Raw genomic sequence first — 19,610 nt, forward strand, 5'->3', positions numbered from 1 at the left:
GCCCCGCCGCCGGCTGCGCGTTCGGCTTACATATTGGGGTAATTGGGACCACCACCGCCCTCCGGCACCACCCAGTTGATGTTCTGGGTCGGGTCCTTGATGTCACAGGTTTTGCAGTGGACGCAATTCTGCGCGTTGATGACAAAGCGCGGATTGCCCTCTTCCTGCCCGACGACCTCATAGACGCCGGCCGGGCAATAACGCTGTGCCGGTTCGTCATACAGCGGCAGATTGTGCCGGATCGGCACGTCCGCATCCTTGAGCGTCAGGTGGATCGGCTGATCTTCCTCATGGTTGGTGTTCGACAGGAACACCGATGACAGCCGGTCGAAGCTGACGATCCCGTCGGGCTTGGGATAATCGATCTTGGGCATCACATTGGCCGGCCACAGCTGCTCATGGTCGGGCTTGTGCTTGAAGGTGAAGGGCAGGCCGATGCCCAGCTGGCGCATCCACATGTCGACCCCGGCCACCAAAGTGCCGACCGTGCCGCCGAACTTAGCCACCGCCGGCTCGACATTGCGGACCATCTTCAGCTCGCGGTCGATCCAGCTGGCGCGCAGCGCAGTCTCATAGTCGTTGAGCGCGTCATGCTGGCGATCGGCGACAATGGCGGCAAACGCGGCTTCGGCGGCGAGCATGCCGGACTTCATCGCCGTGTGGCTGCCCTTGATGCGCGGCACGTTCACGAACCCGGCCGAGCAGCCGATCAGCGCGCCGCCCGGAAATGCCAGCTTCGGGATCGACTGCCAGCCGCCCTCGTTGATCGCGCGCGCGCCATAGGACACGCGCTTGCCGCCTTCCAGCATCTCGCGGATCGCCGGATGCGTCTTCCAGCGCTGAAACTCCTGGAAGGGCGACAGATGCGGGTTGCGATAGTTGAGCGCGACGACGAAGCCGAGCGCGACCTGGCCATTGGCCTGATGATAGATGAACCCGCCGCCCCAGGCATCGTCGAGCGGCCAGCCCTGGGTGTGGATGACCTTGCCCGGCACATGCTTGGCCGGATCAATGTCCCACAGTTCCTTGAGGCCGATGCCATAGACCTGCGGCTCGCAATCGCGCTCCAGGTCGAACAGCCGCTTGAGTTCCTTGGACAGATGGCCGCGCACCCCTTCGGCAAAGAAGGTGTAGCGGGCATGGAGTTCCAGCCCCGGCTGGTAATCGGGCTTGTGGGTGCCATCGCGCGCCACGCCCATGTCGCCGGTGGCGACGCCGCGCACCGACCCGTCCTCGTTGAACAGCACCTCGGCAGCGGCGAAGCCGGGGAAGATTTCCACCCCCAGCCCCTCGGCCTGTTCGGCCAGCCAGCGGCAGACATTGCCCAGCGAGCCGGTATAGCAGCCCTTGTTGTGCATGAACGGCGGCAGCAGCCCATGCGGAAACTCGGTCTTCTTGCCCGCCGTCAGCACCCAGTGATGGTTTTCAACGACCGGCGTCTGCGCCAGCGGGCAGGTGTCGCGCCAGTCGGGCAGCAACTCGTCGAGCGCGATCGGATCGACCACCGCCCCCGACAGGATGTGCGCGCCGACTTCCGACCCCTTTTCGATCACGCAGACCGACAGATCGCGGCCGGCTTCGGCCGCCAGCTGTTTGAGCCGGATCGCCGCCCCCAGCCCCGCCGGCCCGGCGCCGACGATTACAACGTCATAGGGCATCGATTCCCGCTGGCTCATTCCCGCTCTTCCTCTCTCCACGCCATTTCGCCGCAGCGGTGCCACGGCCTGTCAGGCGAAGCGATGCTGTGTGTTGACGATATGGTCAACCTGTCCGTCTAAACAAAACATGCTTTCTTTGGATCAGCTGGACGGCCGCGACTGGGCGGCGAGCCTGATCGGCTGGTGGCAGGACGCCGGGCTGGACTGTCTGGTCGACGACGCGCCGCGCAACTGGCTGGCGGCGGGCGATGCCCCCGGCCGGCGCGCGGACGACGCCTCGGCCGATGCGCGCGCGCCCTCCCCGCCAGCCCCCTCTCAGCCCGTTTTGCCCCCCGCGGCGCGCCCTGCACCGGCGGTGCTGCCGGCGACGCTCGACGCCTTTGCCGCCTGGCGGGTGGCGGGCGACGATATCCCTGAGGCGACATGGGCCGAGGCCGCCGGCATGGCGAGCGCGGGCGGCGGGCCGCGGCGCGTGGGCAGCGGCGGCGATGCCGGGGCGGCGCTTGCGATCGTCACCGACATGCCCGACCCGGAGGATCTCGATCAGGCGATGCTGCTGTCCGGCCCGGCCGGGCTGCTGTTCGACCGGATGCTGGCCGCCATCGGGCTTGCGCGCCCGGCAATCTGGCTCGCGCCGCTGGCGGTGGCGCGCCCGGTGGCCGGGCAGGTGCCCGCCGCCGACCAGCCGGCGCTGGGCGCGATCCTGCGCCATCAGCTCGGCCTGACCGGCGCGACGCAGCTGCTGGTGATGGGCGATGCGGCCAGCCGTGCGCTGACCGGGACGGAAACGGCGCGCGCGCGCGGACGCTTCCACAGCGTTAACCTTGGCGACCGCACGGTCGCGGTGGCCGCGACCTTCCATCCCCGGCTGCTGCTGCGCCGCCCGGCGCTGAAGGCGGAAGCATGGACGGATTTGCAGATGGTCGCGGCGCGGATGACCGGCGGAGGGTCGCAATGCGGATGATCCGGGGGCTGATGCTGGCGGCGGCGTGCGCCGTGCCTGTGGCGGCGGGGGCGGAGACCGGCCCTGCCCCAACGCGGCCCGGCGCGACGGGCGACGCCCCGCCCGCCCCGTCCGCCCCGTCCGCCCCGCCTGCGGCGCTGACGCCGGCCGCGCGCGAGGCATGGACGGCGATCTTCCTCGCGCTGCGTGCCGGGGCATGGGCAGATGCCGCCGCGCGGATCGACGCGCAGCCCGACGGGCCGCTCAAATCCTATGCACGGGCCGAGCTGTTCACGGCCAAGGGGTCGCCGCGCGTCGAGGCCGAGGCGCTGGCCGCGCTGCTCGCCGCCGCGCCCGATCTGCCGCAGGGTCCGCAACTGGCCGCGATGGCGCAGAAGCGCGGGGTGGCCGATCTGCCGCCCTTGCCGGCTTTCCAGAAATTCACCTGGCTCGGCAGTGCGCCGGTGCGCGGGCGCGCCCAGCCGACGCGCACCGACCCGGTGGCGGCAGAGCTTGCCCCGCGCATCCAGCCGCTGATCAAGAGCGATGATCCCGCCGGGTGCGAAGCATTGCTCACCGCCGAGGAAGCGCGGCTGTCGGGCGCGGCGCTGACCGAATGGCGGCAGCGTGTCGCCTGGGTCTATTATCTGAACGGCGACGATGCCAATGCCCGCCGGCTCGCCACGCTCGCCGCCACGGGCGAAGGCGAATGGCGCGTGCAGGCCGACTGGACGCTGGGCCTGGCCGCCTGGCGGCAGCGCGATCTGGGGGCGGCGGCAGAGGCGTTTGCGCGGGTGGCAGCGGCAGGCGGCGATGCCGAAACCCGCGCCGCCGGCCATTACTGGACCTCGCGGGCCGATATGGCGCGCGGGCGGCCCGATCTGGTGCAGGCGCGGCTGCGCGCGGCGGCGCAGGATCAGGAAACATTTTACGGCCTGCTCGCCGCGCAGGCGCTGGGCATCGCCACCCAGCCCATCCATGATTTCGCCCGCCTCGACCGTGACTGGCCCCGGCTGGCGCGGATCGGCAATGTCGCGCTGGCGCAGGCGCTGGTGGCGCTGGGCGAGGCCGAACATGCCGACCGGGTGCTGCGTTATCAGGCGCGGATCGGCGCGCCCGCCGATCATCAGGCGCTGGCGGCGCTGGCGGCGCGGCTGAACCTGCCCGACACCCAGCTGTATCTGGCCCATAATGGCCCGGCCGGCGCGCGGGCGAGCATCGTCGCCCGCTATCCGACGCCCGAATGGACGCCCGATGGCGGCTGGCGCGTCGAGCGCGAGCTGGTCTTTGCCCATGCGCTGCAGGAATCGCGGTTCGAGGCGCGCGCCGTCAGCCCGGCCGGGGCATATGGCATCATGCAGGTCATGCCCGGCACCGCCGATCTGATCGCCCGCCGGCGCGGTCAAGGCCCGGTTGACCGGGCGCTGCTGATGCGGCCCTCGACCAATCTGGAGTTCGGCCAGGCGCGGCTGGAGCAGGTGCGCGACTATCGCCCGACCGGCGGGCTGCTGCCCAAGGTGATTGCCGGCTATAATGCCGGGCCGGGCGTGCTCGACCAGTGGAACGTCAAGGTGCGCGATCAGGGCGATCCGCTGCTGTTCATCGAAAGCATCCCTTATTGGGAAACGCGCGGCTATGTCGCGACGGTGATGCGCAATTACTGGATGTATCAGCGCAATGGCGGCAAGCCTTCGGCCAGCCTGAAGGCGATGGCGCAGGGCATGTGGCCGCGCTTTCCCGGCCTGCCCGGTGCCTATGCGGTGCGGCTGGCGCCCGAGGCCGTCGGCCCGGTGCGCACGGCGGCGCTCGATGCCCCAATGGCGGGCGATGGCGAGGCGGCGCGTGCCGATTGACGCCACGCGGCCGTTCGTGCCGGTTGCCATTGCCGTCCTCACCATTTCCGACACGCGCGGGCCGGCGGACGACCGCTCGGGCGATCTGCTGGTCGAACGGCTGACCGGGGCCGGCCACAGTCTCGCCGCGCGCGCGATCGCGCGCGACGATGTCGATGCGATCGCCGCCCGGCTGCGCGGCTGGGTGGCCGATCCGGCGATCGACTGCATCATCACCACCGGCGGCACCGGCCTGACCGGCCGCGACGTCACGCCCGAAGCGCTCGCGATGCTTGGCGGCAAGGAGATTCCGGGCTTTGGCGAGCTGTTCCGCTGGCTGAGCTTTGCCAGCATCGGCACCTCGACCATGCAGTCGCGGGCGATGGCGGTGCTGGCGGGCGGCACCTATGTGTTCGCCCTGCCCGGATCGACCGGGGCGGTGCGCGACGGCTGGGACCAGATCCTCGTCCACCAGCTCGACAGCCGCCACCGCCCCTGCAACCTCGTCGATCTGATGCCGCGCCTCAACGAACGCTGATCGCGGGGGCGGCTGGGTGCATCCACCCGGCTCGAACATGCTCCGGCCGGCGGTTCGGCCGCCCGATCAACGCGCATCGCGGCTGCGGGCGTGGAGTGGTGCTCGTATATTGCCAACCCACATGTCGACTTTCAGGCGTAGCGTGACGAAGCCCGAATGACTGGAAGTGGGTGGGAAGCTGTCTCTTGGTCTATTTGCCGATGATCCTAAAAGCAGCCGCTCCGGTTCATTGAACCTTAGGCGTGAGCAACAATTCAGTGAATTTGAATTGGCCGGTCGAGCAGAAAATCATGGCTTTGCTTTGTGATATCGGCACGAAATCCGAAGAGAAATGCTGGCCTCCGATTTGAAGCGACACGCTTCCGGTCGGCGTCAATGACAAGCTGAAGGGTATTTGAATTGAAGCGTCAATTTGACCCACGATAGCGCGTTGTGGACTGTTGCCGCGATTTAGGGTCAAAACGATGTCGAGTTTGGATGATTTCTGAGACTGCGCTATTAATTGAAACCCCAGGCTGGCATTTCCATCGACACTGACAAGTCGACCGCCTGCAACCGGAAGGTACTTTCCCGATCGCATCTCGACCGCCCGGACTGTACCCGATATCATCGGCGCACCATCTATATTCGCAGAAATCGAGGAAAAGCGATTTGCCGGAACGTCGCAGTCAAAATCTATATTTTGTGCAAATGCTGGATAGCAAAAAGACGTTGCAATAAGGGTCGCGCCCAGAATTTTCTCATTGATGAACCGCATTATACCCTCGACTACATCACGGAAATGGCCGCTTTCGTTTATGGTACGGCGGTGTAGATTTTTCCACAATGGGGTCGACAGCCGAACGGCAGGTTTTTTCCGGGCAGATCAAAAAGCGGATACTCGCTTTTCAGGCTCTCCCCTTCCCGCAACCCGCCGAAAAATCCCGCTCCTAACGCTTGGGGCCTGGGAACATGGCTGCATCTCCTGCTTTTGCACTCCCCAGCCATGGCTGGCACGATCTGTCGCCGAGGCTGGATTTCGAGACGCGGCTGTTCGCCAAGTCCGATGCCCCAGCGCGGCTGCGGGAGTGGAGTGGCGCTCGTATATTGCCAACTCACATGTCCACTTTCAGGCGTAGCGTCACGAAGCGCGAACGACTGGAAGTGGGTGGATTTCGGAATGGCTGCTCCTTTTGTCGCGTGCAGGTCTTGCCGCGACGCGGTTAGAGCAAAAAGTGAACAAACCGCTCTTATTCCGCCACGATTGGTGATGCGATAAGCCGTGGTCCAAAACGGAACGAGCGAACTCATGGCAAAGAAAAAGACTGCGCTGGAACACCTGAACAGCGGGCGCGAGCCGCACATCGTTCACATGATCCCGCCCGGCGCGCCCGGTTACCTTGAGGCTGATGGCGGCGCGATGGTTGTCTCCTCCCCATCGGAGGTGAACGCCATCGTGCGCACGCTGAGGCCGGGGGAGCTGGTCACGCTCGATGACCTTCGCTCAGCGATCGCCCGCCGCCATCAGGTCGCTGTGGCCTGTCCCGTTTCGACCGCGATCTTCCTCAACATGTGCGCCCGCGCAGCCGAGGAGCAGCGCGCGATGGGTTTGCCTGAAGGTGAGCTTACCCCCTGGTGGCGCGTGCTGAAGAAGGGCGGCTTTCTCAATCCAAAATACCCCGGCGGCACCGAGGCGCAGCAGGCGCTGCTGGAAGCCGAGGGCGTGCGCGTTTCGCCGCTCCGCAAGAAGCCTGCCGTCTTCGACTTCGCCGAGCGGGCGCCGGCCGACCCGCTGGAGAAGCGCACATGATTCGCAAGGTCTTGCTGTCGCTTGTTGCGGTTGTATTGCTTGTCCTCGGCGGACTTTATGCTTGGGGGCTTTCGATCCCCGCAACCACGAGAGCCGAGCGTGAAGCGCAATTCGCAGCATCGCCCGAGCAGGTCTACGCTCGCATCAGCGACATTCGCGGTCAGCAAACGTGGCGCAGCGATATCGGCAAGGTTGAGGCCAGTAGCGACGGCAAGCAATGGACCGAATACCCGGACGACGGGAGCGCCCTTGCCTTTCGGTTGGTTGAGAGCCGTCCCGCAAGCACCTTCGTCATTGCTTACAAGTCATCGCTTGGTTTCGAGGGCCTTTGGCGTGCCGGGCTTGAACCCGATGGCAATGGCACACGCGGCGCGTTTGCCGAAGAGGTCACAGTTCCCAATCCCTTCTTTCGGGCGATCGGTCGCCTTGCCCGTCCGCCGGGCCAGCACCTTGACCTTTACCTGAAGGACCTCCGACGCGTGACTGGATCGCAAACATGAAGCACGGTTGATCGCGGCAGGAACGGGGTCGACAGCCGAACGGCAGGTTTTTTCCGGGCAGATCAAAAAGCGGATACTCGCTTTTCAGGCGCCCCCCTTCCCACAACACGCTGAAAAATCCCGCTCCCAACGCTTGGGGCCTGGAAGCATGGCTGCATCTCCTGCTTTTGCACTCCCCAGCCATGGCTGGCACGATCTGTCGGCGGAGCTGGATTTCGGGACGCGGCTGTCCTTCAAGCCGGGATACCCCGGCGGGGCCACCGCCCGACCCGCTTGCTGACGGATGGGCGAAAACATGCCGCCCGTCAGGACACAGTTGACGGCAATGCGCCCGCCCGAAGCGGCCGGTCCGGTTGCTGCGGATCGGCCGCCTCAAAACTTCAGAATCCCCTCAGGCCGCGACCGTTGCCAGCCGGTAATCGCGATACTGGTCGCGCAGCGCGGTTTTCAGCAGCTTGCCGGTCGCGGTGTGCGGCAGGCTGTCCACGAACAGGATTTCATCGGGCAGCCACCATTTGGCGACATGGCCGGCCAGATGGGCGAGGATCTGGTCCGCCGTCACCTCCGCCCCCGGCTTGCGCACGACGAGCAGCAGCGGGCGTTCGTCCCATTTGGGATGGTGGACGCCCACCGCCGCCGCCTCGGCCACGCCGGGGCAGCCGACCGCGGCATTTTCCAGCTCGACCGAGCTGATCCATTCGCCGCCGGATTTGATGACGTCCTTGGCCCGGTCGGTGATCTGCATCGTGCCATCGGGGTGCAGCACCGACACATCGCCGGTGTCGAACCACTGATCGCCATCGACGCTGTCGGCATCGGCCTTGAAATAGCGCTTGATCACCCAGGGGCCGCGCACCTGCAGCCGCCCGCTCGACTTGCCGTCGCGCGGCTGCACCCGGCCCTCGTCGTCGACGATGCGCAGCTCGACCCCGAACGGCACCCGCCCCTGACGGACGACCAGATCGACCTGCTGGTCAAAGCTGAGCGCGTTCCAGTCGGCCGGGGGCGCGCCCATGGTGCCGATGGGCGACGTTTCCGTCATCCCCCAGGCATGGCCGACGCGGATGCCCATCTTCATCAGCCGTTCGATCATCGCGCGCGGCGCGGCCGATCCGCCGATCGTCACCAGTTCCAGATGGCGCGGCGCTTCGCCCGTGGCGTCCATATGCTGGAACAGCGCCAGCCACACGGTCGGCACGCCGGCCGAATGCGTGACCTTTTCCGCGTTCATCAGATCGGTCAGCACCTTGGGATCGTTGATCGCGGAAAACACGAACTTGATCCCCGCCAGCGCCCCGGCAAAGGGCAGGCCCCAGGCGGCGGCATGGAACATCGGCACCACCGGCAGCGCGACGGCCAGCGGCGACAGGTTGAACACCGCCGGGGCCACCTCGGTCATCGCGTGCAGCATCGTTGAGCGATGTTCATACAGCACGCCCTTGGGATTGCCGGTCGTGCCGCTGGTGTAGCAGAGCATGCAGGGATCGCGCTCATCCCCCTCCACCCAGGCATAATCGCCGTCATGCGGGGCAAGCAGCGCGTCGAACCCGCCATCGTCGAACACCACATAATGTTCGATGCTGGTCAGCTGCGGTTTCAGCCGCTCGACAATCGGGGCGAAGGCGCGGTCGTAGAACAGCACCCGGTCTTCGGCATGGTTGGCGATATAGACGATCTGTTCGTCGAACAGGCGCGGATTGATCGTGTGGATCACCCCGCCCATGCCGATCGCGCCATACCAGGCGATCAGGTGATTGACATGGTTCATGGCAAGCGTGGCGATCCGGTCCCCCGGCTTCGTCCCCAGCGCCTCCAGCGCCTGCGCCAGCCGCCGCGCATCACGCGCCACCCCGGCCCAATCGGTGCGCGTCTGCCGCCCATCGGCCCAGTGGGTGACCAGCTCCTGCCCGCCATGCTCGCGCGCGGCGTGATCGATCAGCCGCGGCACCCGCAACACGTAATCCTGCATCCCGCCCAGCATATGACCCTCTCTCTCATGGATGGTTATGCAGCGATGATGCGCGAACAGGGCATCGGGTGACAAGGTGCAGCGGACAGGCGGCGGCCGGGGCCGGGTGAGCGGGGAAGCGGGGAAGCGGGCCGCCCCACCCCCAGATGATGCGAAAAAGCGCAAATTCCCCGCTTGACGCGGCGGCGCGAATCCGACACATGCGCCGCCTGCCAAGCGTGGACGCATAGCTCAGTTGGTAGAGCAGCTGACTCTTAATCAGCGGGTCCTAGGTTCGAGCCCTAGTGCGTCCACCACTTTCTGCCATAAAAGCATCGACTTACGCCGCAAGGCGGCACTGCAGTTTGCTGCTATGATTTCCGTGCTAGCGTTATGGTAGCCCCCTGCGAACCTTCGCTTACAACTTAAACTTTACCGTGACGGTGGGCGGCTTCGATAGCTCGGCCACCATCGGCGCGATGAATGCGTGAACCCTGTGATCTTCCGGGCTGTCCATTTGGATAAGCCAGAGGTCTTGCGTGCCCACGAAACGGACGAGATGATGGTCCAACAACGCTCCAATGCGGACCACCCATTCAGCGATAGGGCGCTGGAAGTTTATAACGCGCTCTGCCTCCTTGAACGGGTTCCATGTGTGAATACCGTCGCTCGCTGTATCGTATAGAAAGACGAACTCGTCTTTCGTGAGGAAGCCGTCCGTCACCGGCTCGAAGTGATGCTGCACGCCGAGGTGTTGGCTCACGCCGCGTTGCACCGGCGCAGGATAAAAGTCAGGGTGCAGCTTTTCCAATCGCTCAAGCAGTCGTTTCGCTCGCCATATGCTGCCAACGTCATTATGGGCGGCTTCATAGGTCTCTCGGTGTGCAACGAGCGAACTGAAGGCGATTTGCTCAAGCACCTTCCGTAACAGCAGACAAACGACCTCGCCGTCCAAAACCTCGGCACCAAGCGGCGAATGCCCCTCCGTAATTTCGCGTATCAGCTTCAATCGAGACTTAACGTCTTCCATACAGTTGCAGTAGGTGACAGCGGCGTCCGTCATCTGACGATAGTACGCAATTCCTCAATAAGCCTCAACCGTGATGACGGTTTTTCCATCCGCCCGACTCACCTTGCGCGTAGCGGTACTCATCCTCATGATACCCCGCGCCGCCCCCCGAATATCGGTGTTCAGTGCTCAATAGACGAAGTGACAAACTATAAACAGCGCACCCGGGACACCCGGATGGCAACGCCGCGAAGCCAGCCTTCGCCCTTGGCAAAGCGCTGACTTTTGTTACCGGCGACGGTCGACGCCCCGGCCCCTTCCCGATTCTCCACCACCCCAACAGGAACCCCACCGCATGACCGACACCCCCGATCACGACGCGCAGGCGCACAAGGCGCGGATGCAGGCGGTGCAGCAGGCGCAGCGGGCGAAGACGCGGGAGGCGCGTGATCCGGAGCGGGGGCTGGTGCTCGTCCATACCGGCGACGGCAAGGGCAAGTCGTCCTCTGCCTTCGGGGTGATTGCGCGCGCGCTAGGCTGGGGGCAGCGGGTGGGCGTTGTCCAGTTCATCAAAGGGAGCTGGAAAACCGGCGAGCGGGAATTCTTTGCCCGCTTTCCCGACGAACTGGTGTGGCACACCATGGGCGAGGGCTTTACCTGGGACACGCAGGACCGGGACCGCGATGTCGCGGCGGCGACGCAGGCGCTGGGCCGGGCCGAGGCGATGATCACCGGCGGCGAATTCGACCTGGTCGTGCTCGACGAGATCAACATCGCGCTGCGTTACGACTATCTGGATATCGCGCAGGTGCTGGCGGTGCTCGACCGGCGCGCGGCGCGCACCGGCGTGATCCTGACCGGGCGGGACGCGAAGCCCGAACTGATCGACTATGCCGATCTGGTGAGCGAAATGCGCGAGGTGAAGCATCCCTTCGCCGCCGGCATCCGGGCGCAGCGCGGCATCGATTTCTAATCGGCGCGCGATCCGGTTGACAGCAAGCCGACAGATGCGCGATTGAACCGCGCAGATGGTTCCCCGTGAGAGCGGGGCGAAGAGGGAACCCGGTGCAAATCCGGGACTGTGCCCGCAACTGTTAGCCGGGAGCTGACGGCCACCAAAGTCACTGGGACATCACGTCCTGGGAAGACGGCCCGAAGCGATGATCGGCGAGTCAGGAGACCTGCCATCGCGTCGTTCGCGGCTCTGGCCGGGTCCAGCCCGGGGCGCGGGAGGATATGTCTTCCCCAGAAACGACATCCGTAAGGGGCTGTCCAGGCCGGCGTGCATGCGCCGGTCGGCCCTTGTCGTCGTTTCAGGACCGCCGGGTGCAGGACACCCCGGGGCAGGAAGACTTATGACCAGAGCTCAATCCTCGCGCGCCGCCCTTGCCGTCGCGCTTGCCAGCCTTGCCCTCGCCGCCCCGGCCGGCGCGTTTGCCGCCGCCATCGATGCGGCGGCCGAAGCCGATCCCGACAAATCGCCCGATCTTGCCGTCAGCACTGCCGACCGCGACATCATCGTCACCGCCAATCGCGCCCCGCGCGCGGCGGGCGAAGTGGCGGAATCGGTGACGGTGATCGCCACCGAGGAAATCGAGACGCGGCAGAGCAATGCCGTTGTCGATCTGCTGCGCACCGTGCCGGGCGTCACCTTTGTGCGCAATGGCGGCATCGGCACCGCCACCGGGGTCAGCATCCGCGGCGCAGAGGCCGACCAGACGGTCGCGCTGATCGACGGCATCCGGCTGAACGATCCGTCCGCGCCGGGCGGCGGCTTCAACTTCGGCAATCTGCTCACCGGCAACATCGCCCGCATCGAAGTGGTGCGCGGGTCGCAATCGGTGATCTGGGGCAGCCAGGCGATTGGCGGCGTCGTCAACCTCATCACCCGCGCGCCGACCGACGACTGGGAAGTCAATGCCCGCGCCGAGGGCGGCTGGCGCGACACCTATCAGGCGGTGGCCAATGTCTCGGGCCGCGCCGGCCCGGTCGCGGCCAGCATCGGCGGCGGCTATTTCACCACCGACGGCCTGTCGGCGTTCAGCGAGGCGCGCGGCGGCACCGAGCGTGACGGCTATGAAAATGTCGGCGCCAACGCCAAGCTGCTGATCGACCTGACGCAGAACGTCGCCATCGATCTGCGCGGCTTTTATTCGCGCGGCGAGACCGGGATTGACGGTTTTCCGGCACCGCTGTTCGCCTTTGCCGACACGCGCGAAGTGGCGAAGACCGAGGAGCTGGTCGGCTATGCCGGCATCAACGCCACCTTCCTTGACGGCCGCTTCCGCAACCGGCTGGCCTTCACCTATACCGACACCGACCGCGACAATATCGACCGCACGGCCGCAACGCCGGTCAACACCTTTGCCGGCCAGGGCCGCAACGAGCGCATCGAATATCAGGGCATCTTCACCGCCAGCGACCGGCTGGAGGCGGTGTTCGGGGCGGAGCGCGAACGCTCGCGCTTTTCCACCTCCAGCTTCGGGGCTGTGCCATCGACCGCGCGGGTCGGCATCGACAGCCTTTATGCCCAGCTGAGCGGCGCGCCCATCAGGGGGCTGAGGCTGACCGGCGGGGTGCGCCATGACGATCACCAGACGTTCGGCGGCGCGACGACCTTTGCCGGCAGCGGGGTGTTCACCCCCAATGGCGGCGCGACCACGATCCGCGCCAGCTATGGCGAAGGCTTCAAGGCGCCGACGCTGTTCCAGCTGCGCAGCGATTTCGGCAATGCCGCGCTGCGCCCCGAACGGTCGAAAAGCTATGATGTGGGCGTCGTCCAGCGGCTGATCGACGGGCGGATGGAACTGGGCGCGACCTATTTCCGCCGCGACACCCGCGACCAGATCGATTTCGTGTCCTGTTTCCAGAACCCGTCACCGATCTGCACCGGCCGGCCGTCGGGCACCTATGACAATATCCGCCGCACCCGCGCGACCGGCATCGAGGCGGTGGTCAGGATGACCCCGGTCGATGCGCTGACGCTGAGCGCGCAATACAGCCTGATCGACACCGAAAACCGCGACACCGGGCTGCGCCTTGCCCGCCGCCCCGAACAGACGGTGAGCGCGCTCATCGACTATCGCTGGTCGTTCGGGCTGGAGACCGGGGCGACCATCGCCCATGTCGGCGACAGTTTCGACAATGCGGCGAACACCCGGCGGATCGACGGCCATGTGCTCGTTGATCTGCGCGCCAGCTATCCGGTGACGGAAACGGTCGAGCTGTACGGGCGGGTCGAAAATCTGTTCGGCGAGGTCTATGAAACGATCTTCCGATACGGGACGGCCGGGCGTGCGGCCTATGCCGGGGTGAGGCTCAGGCTTTGATCAGACGCTTCCTGCTTGCCTGTCTCCTGGCACCCGGCCTGGCTGGCTGCGGGGCCGGGCAGCAGGGCGCGGACAGCGGGGCGCAGCGGCCGGTCCGGCCGCTGCGTGTCGTCAGCCTCGATTATTGCGCCGATCAATATGTGCTGGCGCTGGTGCCGCGCCAGCACATCGCCGCCCTGTCGCCCGATGCCGGCAAATCCTTTTCCTATCACCGCGCCCGCGCCGCCGGGATTGCGAAAGTGCCGTCGCGGGCCGAGGATGTGCTGGTGCTGCGGCCCGATCTGGTCGTGCGCTCCTATGGCGGCGGGCCGGATGCGGCGCGTTTCTTCGCCCGGTCGGGCGTGCCGGTGGTCCAGATCGGCTATGCCGAGGATCTGGCCGGCGTCCGCCGCACGCTCATCGAGGTGGCGGACGGGCTGGGTGCGGCGGCGCGCGGGGCCGCGCTGGCACGGGCGATGGATGCCCGGCTCGCCCGGCTGCGCGGCGACCGGCCGGCGGCACAGGCGCTCTACATGACCCCGGCCGGGGTGACGACCGGGTCGGGCACGCTCATTCACGCGATGATGACGGCGGCGGGGCTGACCAACTTCATGGACAAGCCGGGCTGGCGGCCGCTGCCGCTCGAACGGCTTGCCTATCAGCGTCCCGATCTGGTGGCGGCGGCGTTTTTCGGCACCGAGACCGATCACCGCGATGGCTGGAGCGCGGCGCGCCACCCGGTCGCGCGCGCGCAGCTGAAACAGCGCCCGGTGGTCAGCCTTGACGGCGCATCGACCGCCTGTGGCGGCTGGTTCGTGCTCGACGCGGTCGAGGCGCTGGCACGCGGGGCGGATGGAGCAAAAGACGCACAATGACCGATTTGCGGCTCAACCTTGGCTTGCTGGCCGCCGTCATCGCGGCGCTGGTCGCGGCCTGTTTCCTCGGCTCGACCCCCCTGCCCGCCGCGCGGCTGGCGACGGCGCTGGCCGGCCTTGGCAGCCCCGGCGACATGACGGTGGTGTGGGCGATCCGCCTGCCCCGTGCGCTTGCCGCACTCGCGGTGGGCGGCGCGCTCGGCATCAGCGGGGCGGCGTTGCAGGGGCTGCTGCGCAATCCGCTCGCCGAACCCGGCGTGCTCGGCGTGTCGGCAAGCGCTGCGCTCGCGGCGACCGTGATGCTCTATTACGGGCTGGCGGGTATTGCCGGATTCCTGCTGCCGGTGGCGGCGATCGGCGGCGCGCTGGCGGCGACCGCGCTGCTCGCGCTGGTGGCCGCGCGCACCGGATCGGTGGTGACGCTGATTCTGGTCGGGGTCGGCCTGTCGAGCTTTGCCGGCGCGGCGATGGCGCTGCTGCTCAACCTTGCGCCCAACCCGTTTTCGCTGGCCGATATGGTGACATGGATGATGGGATCGGTCGCCAATCGCAGCTTTGCCGATCTGGCGCTGAGCGCGCCGTTCCTGATCGCGGGCATGGCCGTGCTGCTGGCGACCGGCCGGGGGCTGTCTGCTCTGACGCTGGGCGAGGAAGCGGCGGCGGGCATCGGGCTGAATGTCGCGCGCCAGCGGGTGCTGGTGGTCGCCGGGTCCGGGCTGGCGACCGGGGCGGCGGTCGCCATTGCCGGGTCGGTCGGCTTTGTCGGCATCGTCGCGCCGCATCTGATCCGCCCGCTCACCGGCCATGATCCGGCGCGGTCGCTGCTGCCCTCGGCGCTGCTCGGCGGCATCCTGCTGGTGCTGGCCGACATATTGATCCGGCTGCTGCCGACCGATGCCGAGCTGAAGTTGGGCGTGGTCGCGGCACTGATCGGCGCGCCGGTCTTTATCTGGATCGCCGCCCGGCGGGGGCGCGGCCGATGACGGGGTTCGCAGAGATCGGGCTTCAGGCGACCGGCCTGTGCCATGCCGCCGGGGGCCGCCAGCTGGTCGACAATGCCGATCTGCGGCTGGGTCCGGGCGAGTTGGTGGTGCTGCTGGGGCCGAATGGCGCGGGCAAGACGACGCTGCTGCGCCTCGCCCTCGGGCTGATCGCGGCCGATGCCGGCAGCGCGCGGATCGATGGCGACGATGCCCGGCAGCTGCCCGCCGCCACGCGCGCGCGGCGCATCGCCTATCTGCCGCAGGCGCGCGCGCTCGCCTGGCCGGCGCGGGTGCGCGACGTCGCCGCGCTTGGCCGCTTCGCCTTTGGCGGCCCGCTCGGCCGGCTCGGCCCGGCGGATGCAGAGGCGGTGGCGCGCGCGCTCGCCGCCTGCGATCTGGCCGATCTGGCCGACCGGCGGGCCGACACGCTGTCGGGCGGGGAGCAGGCGCGCGTCCATATCGCCCGCGCGCTGGCGGCGGAGTCGCCGCTGATCGTCGCCGACGAACCCGCCGCCGCGCTCGATCCGCTGCACCAGCATCAGGTGATGGCGGTGCTGCGCCAGCAGGCCGACCGGGGTGGCGGTGTGCTGGTGGTGCTGCACGATCTGGCGCTTGCCGCCCGCTATGCCGACCGGCTGGTGTGGATGAAGGAAGGCCGGATCCTGGCCGACGGCCCGGTGGCGGAAACGCTGACCGAAGCGCGGGTGGCCGCGATCTACGGCGTGCGCGCACGCATCGGCTCCGGCCCGCGCCCCGATATCAGCATCGACGGCCCGTTGTGACGGCGCGCGCGCTGATGATTCAGGGCACCGGCTCCGATGTCGGCAAGTCGCTGCTGGTCGCCGGGCTGTGCCGGATCGCGCGGCGGCGGGGGCTGCGCGTCGCGCCGTTCAAGCCGCAGAACATGTCCAACAACGCCGCCGCCTGTGCCGATGGCGGCGAGATCGGCCGTGCACAGGCGGTGCAGGCGCGGGCGGCGGGCCTTGCCCCGCACACCGATTTCAACCCGGTGCTGCTCAAACCCGCGAGCGACCGGCGCGCGCAGATCATCGTCCATGGCCGGGTGCAGGACGCGCAGGATGCCGCCCGCTACATGGCCGGGCGCGGCGCGCTGATGCCGGCGGTGGCGGAAAGCTTCACCCGGCTGGCCGCCGCGTTCGATCTGGTGATCGTCGAGGGCGCGGGCAGCCCGGCCGAGATCAATCTGCGCGCTGGCGACATCGCCAATATGGGCTTTGCGCGCCATTTCGACGTGCCGGTGATCCTGGCCGGGGATATCGACCGGGGCGGCGTGATCGCGGCGCTGGTCGGCACGCAGGCGGTGCTCGATCCCGCCGATGCGGCGATGATCCGGGGGTTCCTGGTCAACAAATTCCGCGGCGATCCGGCGCTGTTCGACGACGGGCTGGCCGAAATCGTCCGCCGCACCGGCTGGCCTTCGCTGGGCGTCATTCCGTGGATCGGCGCGGCATCGCGCCTGCCGGCCGAGGATGCGGTGGTGCTCGACCGGCCCCGGCGGGGGCGTGCCGCGCCGCTGGTGATCGCCGCGCCGATGCTGTCGCGGATCGCCAATTTCGACGATGTCGATCCGCTCAGGCTCGAACCGGGGGTCGATGTCCGCTTCGTGCCGCCGGGCCAGCCGCTGCCGCGCGACGCCGATGTCGTGCTGCTGCTCGGCACCAAATCGACGATTGCCGATCTCGCCTTTGTGCGCGCACAGGGCTGGGACATTGATCTGGCCGCGCATGTCCGCGCCGGGGGCCATGTGCTCGGCCTGTGCGGGGGGTTCCAGATGCTCGGCCGCCAGATCCGCGACCCTGACGGCATTGATGGCCCGGCCGGCGCGGCGACGGGGCTGAACCTGCTTGCCATCGACACGGTGATGACGCCCGAAAAACAGGTTCGCCCCGTGACCGGCCAGTGCGCGCTGACCGGCGCGGCCGTCCAGGGCTATGAAATCCATGCCGGGCGGACCGACGGGCCGGGGCTGTCGCGGCCGATGCTGCGGCTCGGCCATGGCCCGGACGGCGCGATCAGCGCCGATGGCCGGATCGCGGGCTGCTATCTGCACGGCCTGTTCGGCAGCGACGCCTTCCGCCGCGCCTGGCTCGACCGGCTGCGCCCCGGCACTGCCAGCACGCTCGCCTATGACGCGGAGGTCGAGGCCGCGCTCGACGATCTGGCCGATGCGCTGACCGCCGCGATCGATCTCGACGCGCTGTTCGCGACCGCGCGCCCGCCCCGGATCGCGGCCTGACCGGCATGCCGCAGGAACCGGCGACCGGGCTGATGCTGGCGGCACTCGCGCTCGAGGCGGTGTTCGGCTGGCCCGACTGGCTCTACCGCCGCATCGGCCATCCGGTCGGCTGGCTGGGCGCGCTGATCGCATTCTGCGACGCCCGGCTGAACCGGCCCTGGCAAAGCCAGCGCAGCCGCTTTCTGTGCGGCGCGACGGCCAGCATCGCCGTCATCGCCAGTGCAGCGGGCACAGCCGCGCTGATCGTGGCGGCGGTGCCGCCCGGCTGGCCGGGGCTGATCGTCACGGCGCTGTGCGCGGCCAGCCTGATCGCCGGGCGCAGCCTTTACGATCATGTCGCGGCGGTGGCGGCCCCGCTTGCCACCGGCGAGCTTGCCGGCGCGCGCACTGCCGTCGCGCGGATCGTCGGCCGCGATCCGGCGCAGCTCGATGACGCCGGCGTGGCGCGCGCGGCGATCGAAAGCCTGGCTGAAAACATGTCCGACGGGGTGATCGCGCCGCTGTTCTGGGGGCTGGTGTTCGGGCTGCCGGGGCTTGCCGCTTACAAGGCGGTCAACACGCTCGATTCGATGATCGGCCACCGCACCGCGCGGCATCTGGCCTTTGGCGGGTTCGCCGCGCGGCTGGACGATGTCGCCAATCTCGTCCCGGCGCGGCTGACCGGGCTGTTGCTCGCTTTGGCCGCGCTCAGCCCGGCGGCGCTGGGCACGATGCTGCGCGATGCGCGCCGGCACCGGTCGCCCAATGCCGGCTGGCCCGAAGCGGCGATGGCCGGGGCAATCGGCGTGCGCCTGTCCGGCCCGCGCGCCTATCAGGGGCGGATCGCGGCCGAACCCTGGCTGAATGGCGGCGCGCCCGACCCCGATGCCGGGGCGATCCGCCGCGCACTTGCCCTGTATGTCCGCGCGCTGCTGATCGTCGCGGCGGCGCTGCTTGCGCTGCTGCTTGGGCAAGGCTGGCGATGATCGACGCGCTCACCCGCCATGGCGGTGCGCTCGACCGGATGCGCGCGGCCTTCCCCGCCGCGCCCGCGCCATGGATCGACCTATCCACGGGCATCAATCCCTGGCCATATCCGGCGGACGGCGTGCCGGCGGAGACCTTCGCCCATCTGCCGACCGAGGCTGCGCGCATGGCCTGTCACACGGCGATGGCGGACGCATTCGGCGCGCCCGCCGAGGCGCTGGTGGTGACGCCGGGGACCGAGCTGGTCATCCGCCTGCTGCCGCAGCTGCTGCCCCGGATCGGGCGCATCGCCGTGCTCGCCCCCGGCTATGGCGATCATGCCGCCGCCTGGCGCGCGGCCGGCCGCGAGGTCGTCGAAACCGCCGATCCGCTGAGCGCCGCCAAGGGGTGCGATGCGGTCATGCTGTCATGCCCCAACAATCCGGACGGACGGTGCTTTGCCGCAGCGGATCTGGCGGCATGCGCCGATGATCTGGCGCGGCGCGGCGGCATGCTGATCGTCGATGAAGCCTATGCCGATTGCGCGCCCGGCCAGTCGCTGGCGGGCCTGGCCGGGCGCGACGGGCTGGTGGTGCTGCGCTCGTTCGGGAAATTCTACGGGCTGGCCGGGGTGCGGCTGGGTGCGCTGCTCGGCCCGCCCGATCTGATCGCGCGCTGCGGCGACCTGTTCGGCTGCTGGCCGGTCAGCGGCCCGGCGCTGTGGCTGGGGGCGAAGGCCTATGCCGACCGCGACTGGGCGGCGGCAACGCGCACAAGGCTGGCAGAGGCCGCCGCCGATCTCGATCACCTGCTGGCAGCCGCCGGGCTGGCGGTTGCGGGCGGGACGTCGCTGTTCCGCCATGTCGGGGTCGCGGATGCCGAGCGCTGCTGGCAGCGGCTGGCCGGGGCCGGCATTTATGTGCGCCGCTTCGGCTGGAGCGACAGCCATTTGCGGTTCGGGCTGCCCGCGACTGCCGCCGCACGCGCGCGGCTGGCCGAGGCGCTGCTGCGCTGATCGCGGGCGG

The 19,610-nt window shown here is 68.1% G+C and carries 17 protein-coding genes, 1 tRNA gene, 1 pseudogene and 1 riboswitch; of the genes and pseudogenes, 15 read left to right on the plus strand and 4 right to left on the minus strand.

The window, feature by feature from the left end; all coding sequences use genetic code 11:
* Positions 1 to 26 precede the first annotated feature (26 nt).
* On the minus strand, positions 27 to 1,676 hold the full coding sequence (locus tag OPU66_RS04305) for an electron transfer flavoprotein-ubiquinone oxidoreductase (protein ID WP_498552371.1): 1,650 nt from the start codon (positions 1,674 to 1,676) through the stop codon (positions 27 to 29).
* Between the two features lie 109 nt (positions 1,677 to 1,785).
* On the opposite strand from OPU66_RS04305, the gene OPU66_RS04310 reads away from it, so the two are divergent.
* The 3 genes from OPU66_RS04310 to moaB are packed head-to-tail and all read left to right on the plus strand — an operon-like array spanning position 1,786 to position 4,971.
* Positions 1,786 to 2,622 (plus strand): uracil-DNA glycosylase family protein, encoded by an 837-nt coding sequence (locus tag OPU66_RS04310; RefSeq protein WP_498552372.1) that lies wholly within the window; start codon positions 1,786 to 1,788, stop codon positions 2,620 to 2,622.
* A complete protein-coding gene (locus OPU66_RS04315; RefSeq protein ID WP_498552373.1) occupies positions 2,613 to 4,454 on the plus strand; it encodes a lytic transglycosylase domain-containing protein in 1,842 nt (613 codons plus the stop codon). The genes OPU66_RS04310 and OPU66_RS04315 overlap by 10 nt, the downstream gene beginning before the upstream one ends.
* The gene (gene moaB, locus OPU66_RS04320; protein ID WP_498552374.1) at positions 4,444 to 4,971 is read left to right on the plus strand and encodes a molybdenum cofactor biosynthesis protein B; all 528 of its coding nucleotides are present in this window, start codon (positions 4,444 to 4,446) and stop codon (positions 4,969 to 4,971) included. The genes OPU66_RS04315 and moaB overlap by 11 nt, the downstream gene beginning before the upstream one ends.
* A 226-nt stretch (positions 4,972 to 5,197) precedes the next feature.
* Here moaB and OPU66_RS04325 read toward each other — a convergent pair whose 3' ends face one another.
* Positions 5,198 to 5,728, minus strand: a complete 531-nt coding sequence (locus OPU66_RS04325; RefSeq protein ID WP_498552375.1) for a hypothetical protein — start codon at positions 5,726 to 5,728, stop codon at positions 5,198 to 5,200.
* Positions 5,729 to 5,918: 190 nt separating this feature from the next.
* Between OPU66_RS04325 and OPU66_RS04330 the strand changes: the two are divergent.
* From OPU66_RS04330 to OPU66_RS04340, 3 genes and pseudogenes are all read left to right on the plus strand, one after another.
* A pseudogene (locus OPU66_RS04330) lies at positions 5,919 to 6,039 on the plus strand (PA0069 family radical SAM protein); the annotation flags it as partial.
* Between the two features lie 220 nt (positions 6,040 to 6,259).
* Positions 6,260 to 6,760, plus strand: coding sequence for an MGMT family protein (locus OPU66_RS04335; RefSeq protein WP_498552376.1), 501 nt, complete (start codon positions 6,260 to 6,262; stop codon positions 6,758 to 6,760).
* Positions 6,757 to 7,260: an SRPBCC family protein gene (locus OPU66_RS04340; protein ID WP_498552377.1), complete on the plus strand. Its 504-nt coding sequence runs from the start codon at positions 6,757 to 6,759 to the stop codon at positions 7,258 to 7,260. The genes OPU66_RS04335 and OPU66_RS04340 overlap by 4 nt, the downstream gene beginning before the upstream one ends.
* Positions 7,261 to 7,651: 391 nt before the next feature.
* On the opposite strand, the gene OPU66_RS04345 is transcribed toward OPU66_RS04340, so the two are convergent.
* Positions 7,652 to 9,241, minus strand: coding sequence for a long-chain fatty acid--CoA ligase (locus OPU66_RS04345; RefSeq protein WP_498552378.1), 1,590 nt, complete (start codon positions 9,239 to 9,241; stop codon positions 7,652 to 7,654).
* A 208-nt stretch (positions 9,242 to 9,449) separates the two neighbouring features.
* Here OPU66_RS04345 and OPU66_RS04350 point away from each other — a divergent pair.
* Positions 9,450 to 9,525, plus strand: a tRNA-Lys gene (locus OPU66_RS04350).
* 101 nt (positions 9,526 to 9,626) lie between these two features.
* Here the strand turns inward: OPU66_RS04350 and OPU66_RS04355 are convergent.
* Positions 9,627 to 10,271 (minus strand): hypothetical protein, encoded by a 645-nt coding sequence (locus tag OPU66_RS04355; protein ID WP_498552379.1) that lies wholly within the window; start codon positions 10,269 to 10,271, stop codon positions 9,627 to 9,629.
* A gap of 301 nt (positions 10,272 to 10,572) precedes the next feature.
* On the opposite strand from OPU66_RS04355, the gene cobO reads away from it, so the two are divergent.
* From cobO to cobD, 8 genes are all read left to right on the plus strand, one after another.
* A complete protein-coding gene (cobO, locus tag OPU66_RS04360; protein ID WP_498552380.1) occupies positions 10,573 to 11,190 on the plus strand; it encodes a cob(I)yrinic acid a,c-diamide adenosyltransferase in 618 nt (205 codons plus the stop codon).
* A 39-nt stretch (positions 11,191 to 11,229) separates the two neighbouring features.
* A riboswitch (cobalamin riboswitch) is annotated at positions 11,230 to 11,420 on the plus strand.
* Between the two features lie 152 nt (positions 11,421 to 11,572).
* Positions 11,573 to 13,546, plus strand: a complete 1,974-nt coding sequence (locus OPU66_RS04365) for a TonB-dependent receptor plug domain-containing protein (RefSeq protein ID WP_498552381.1) — start codon at positions 11,573 to 11,575, stop codon at positions 13,544 to 13,546.
* Positions 13,543 to 14,400: an ABC transporter substrate-binding protein gene (locus tag OPU66_RS04370; RefSeq protein WP_498552382.1), complete on the plus strand. Its 858-nt coding sequence runs from the start codon at positions 13,543 to 13,545 to the stop codon at positions 14,398 to 14,400. The genes OPU66_RS04365 and OPU66_RS04370 overlap by 4 nt, the downstream gene beginning before the upstream one ends.
* Positions 14,397 to 15,383, plus strand: coding sequence for a FecCD family ABC transporter permease (locus OPU66_RS04375; RefSeq protein ID WP_498552383.1), 987 nt, complete (start codon positions 14,397 to 14,399; stop codon positions 15,381 to 15,383). The genes OPU66_RS04370 and OPU66_RS04375 overlap by 4 nt, the downstream gene beginning before the upstream one ends.
* On the plus strand, positions 15,380 to 16,165 hold the full coding sequence (locus OPU66_RS04380; RefSeq protein ID WP_498552384.1) for an ABC transporter ATP-binding protein: 786 nt from the start codon (positions 15,380 to 15,382) through the stop codon (positions 16,163 to 16,165). Before OPU66_RS04375 ends, OPU66_RS04380 begins: the two co-directional genes overlap by 4 nt.
* Before the next feature lie 14 nt (positions 16,166 to 16,179).
* Positions 16,180 to 17,640, plus strand: a complete 1,461-nt coding sequence (locus tag OPU66_RS04385) for a cobyric acid synthase (protein ID WP_498552385.1) — start codon at positions 16,180 to 16,182, stop codon at positions 17,638 to 17,640.
* Positions 17,641 to 17,645: 5 nt separating this feature from the next.
* Positions 17,646 to 18,605: an adenosylcobinamide-phosphate synthase CbiB gene (gene cbiB, locus OPU66_RS04390; protein WP_498552386.1), complete on the plus strand. Its 960-nt coding sequence runs from the start codon at positions 17,646 to 17,648 to the stop codon at positions 18,603 to 18,605.
* Positions 18,602 to 19,600, plus strand: a complete 999-nt coding sequence (gene cobD, locus OPU66_RS04395) for a threonine-phosphate decarboxylase CobD (RefSeq protein ID WP_498552387.1) — start codon at positions 18,602 to 18,604, stop codon at positions 19,598 to 19,600. Before cbiB ends, cobD begins: the two co-directional genes overlap by 4 nt.
* The last annotated feature ends 10 nt before the right edge of the window (positions 19,601 to 19,610 follow it).

This window comes from Sphingomonas sp. URJC2 (genome assembly GCF_059803575.1).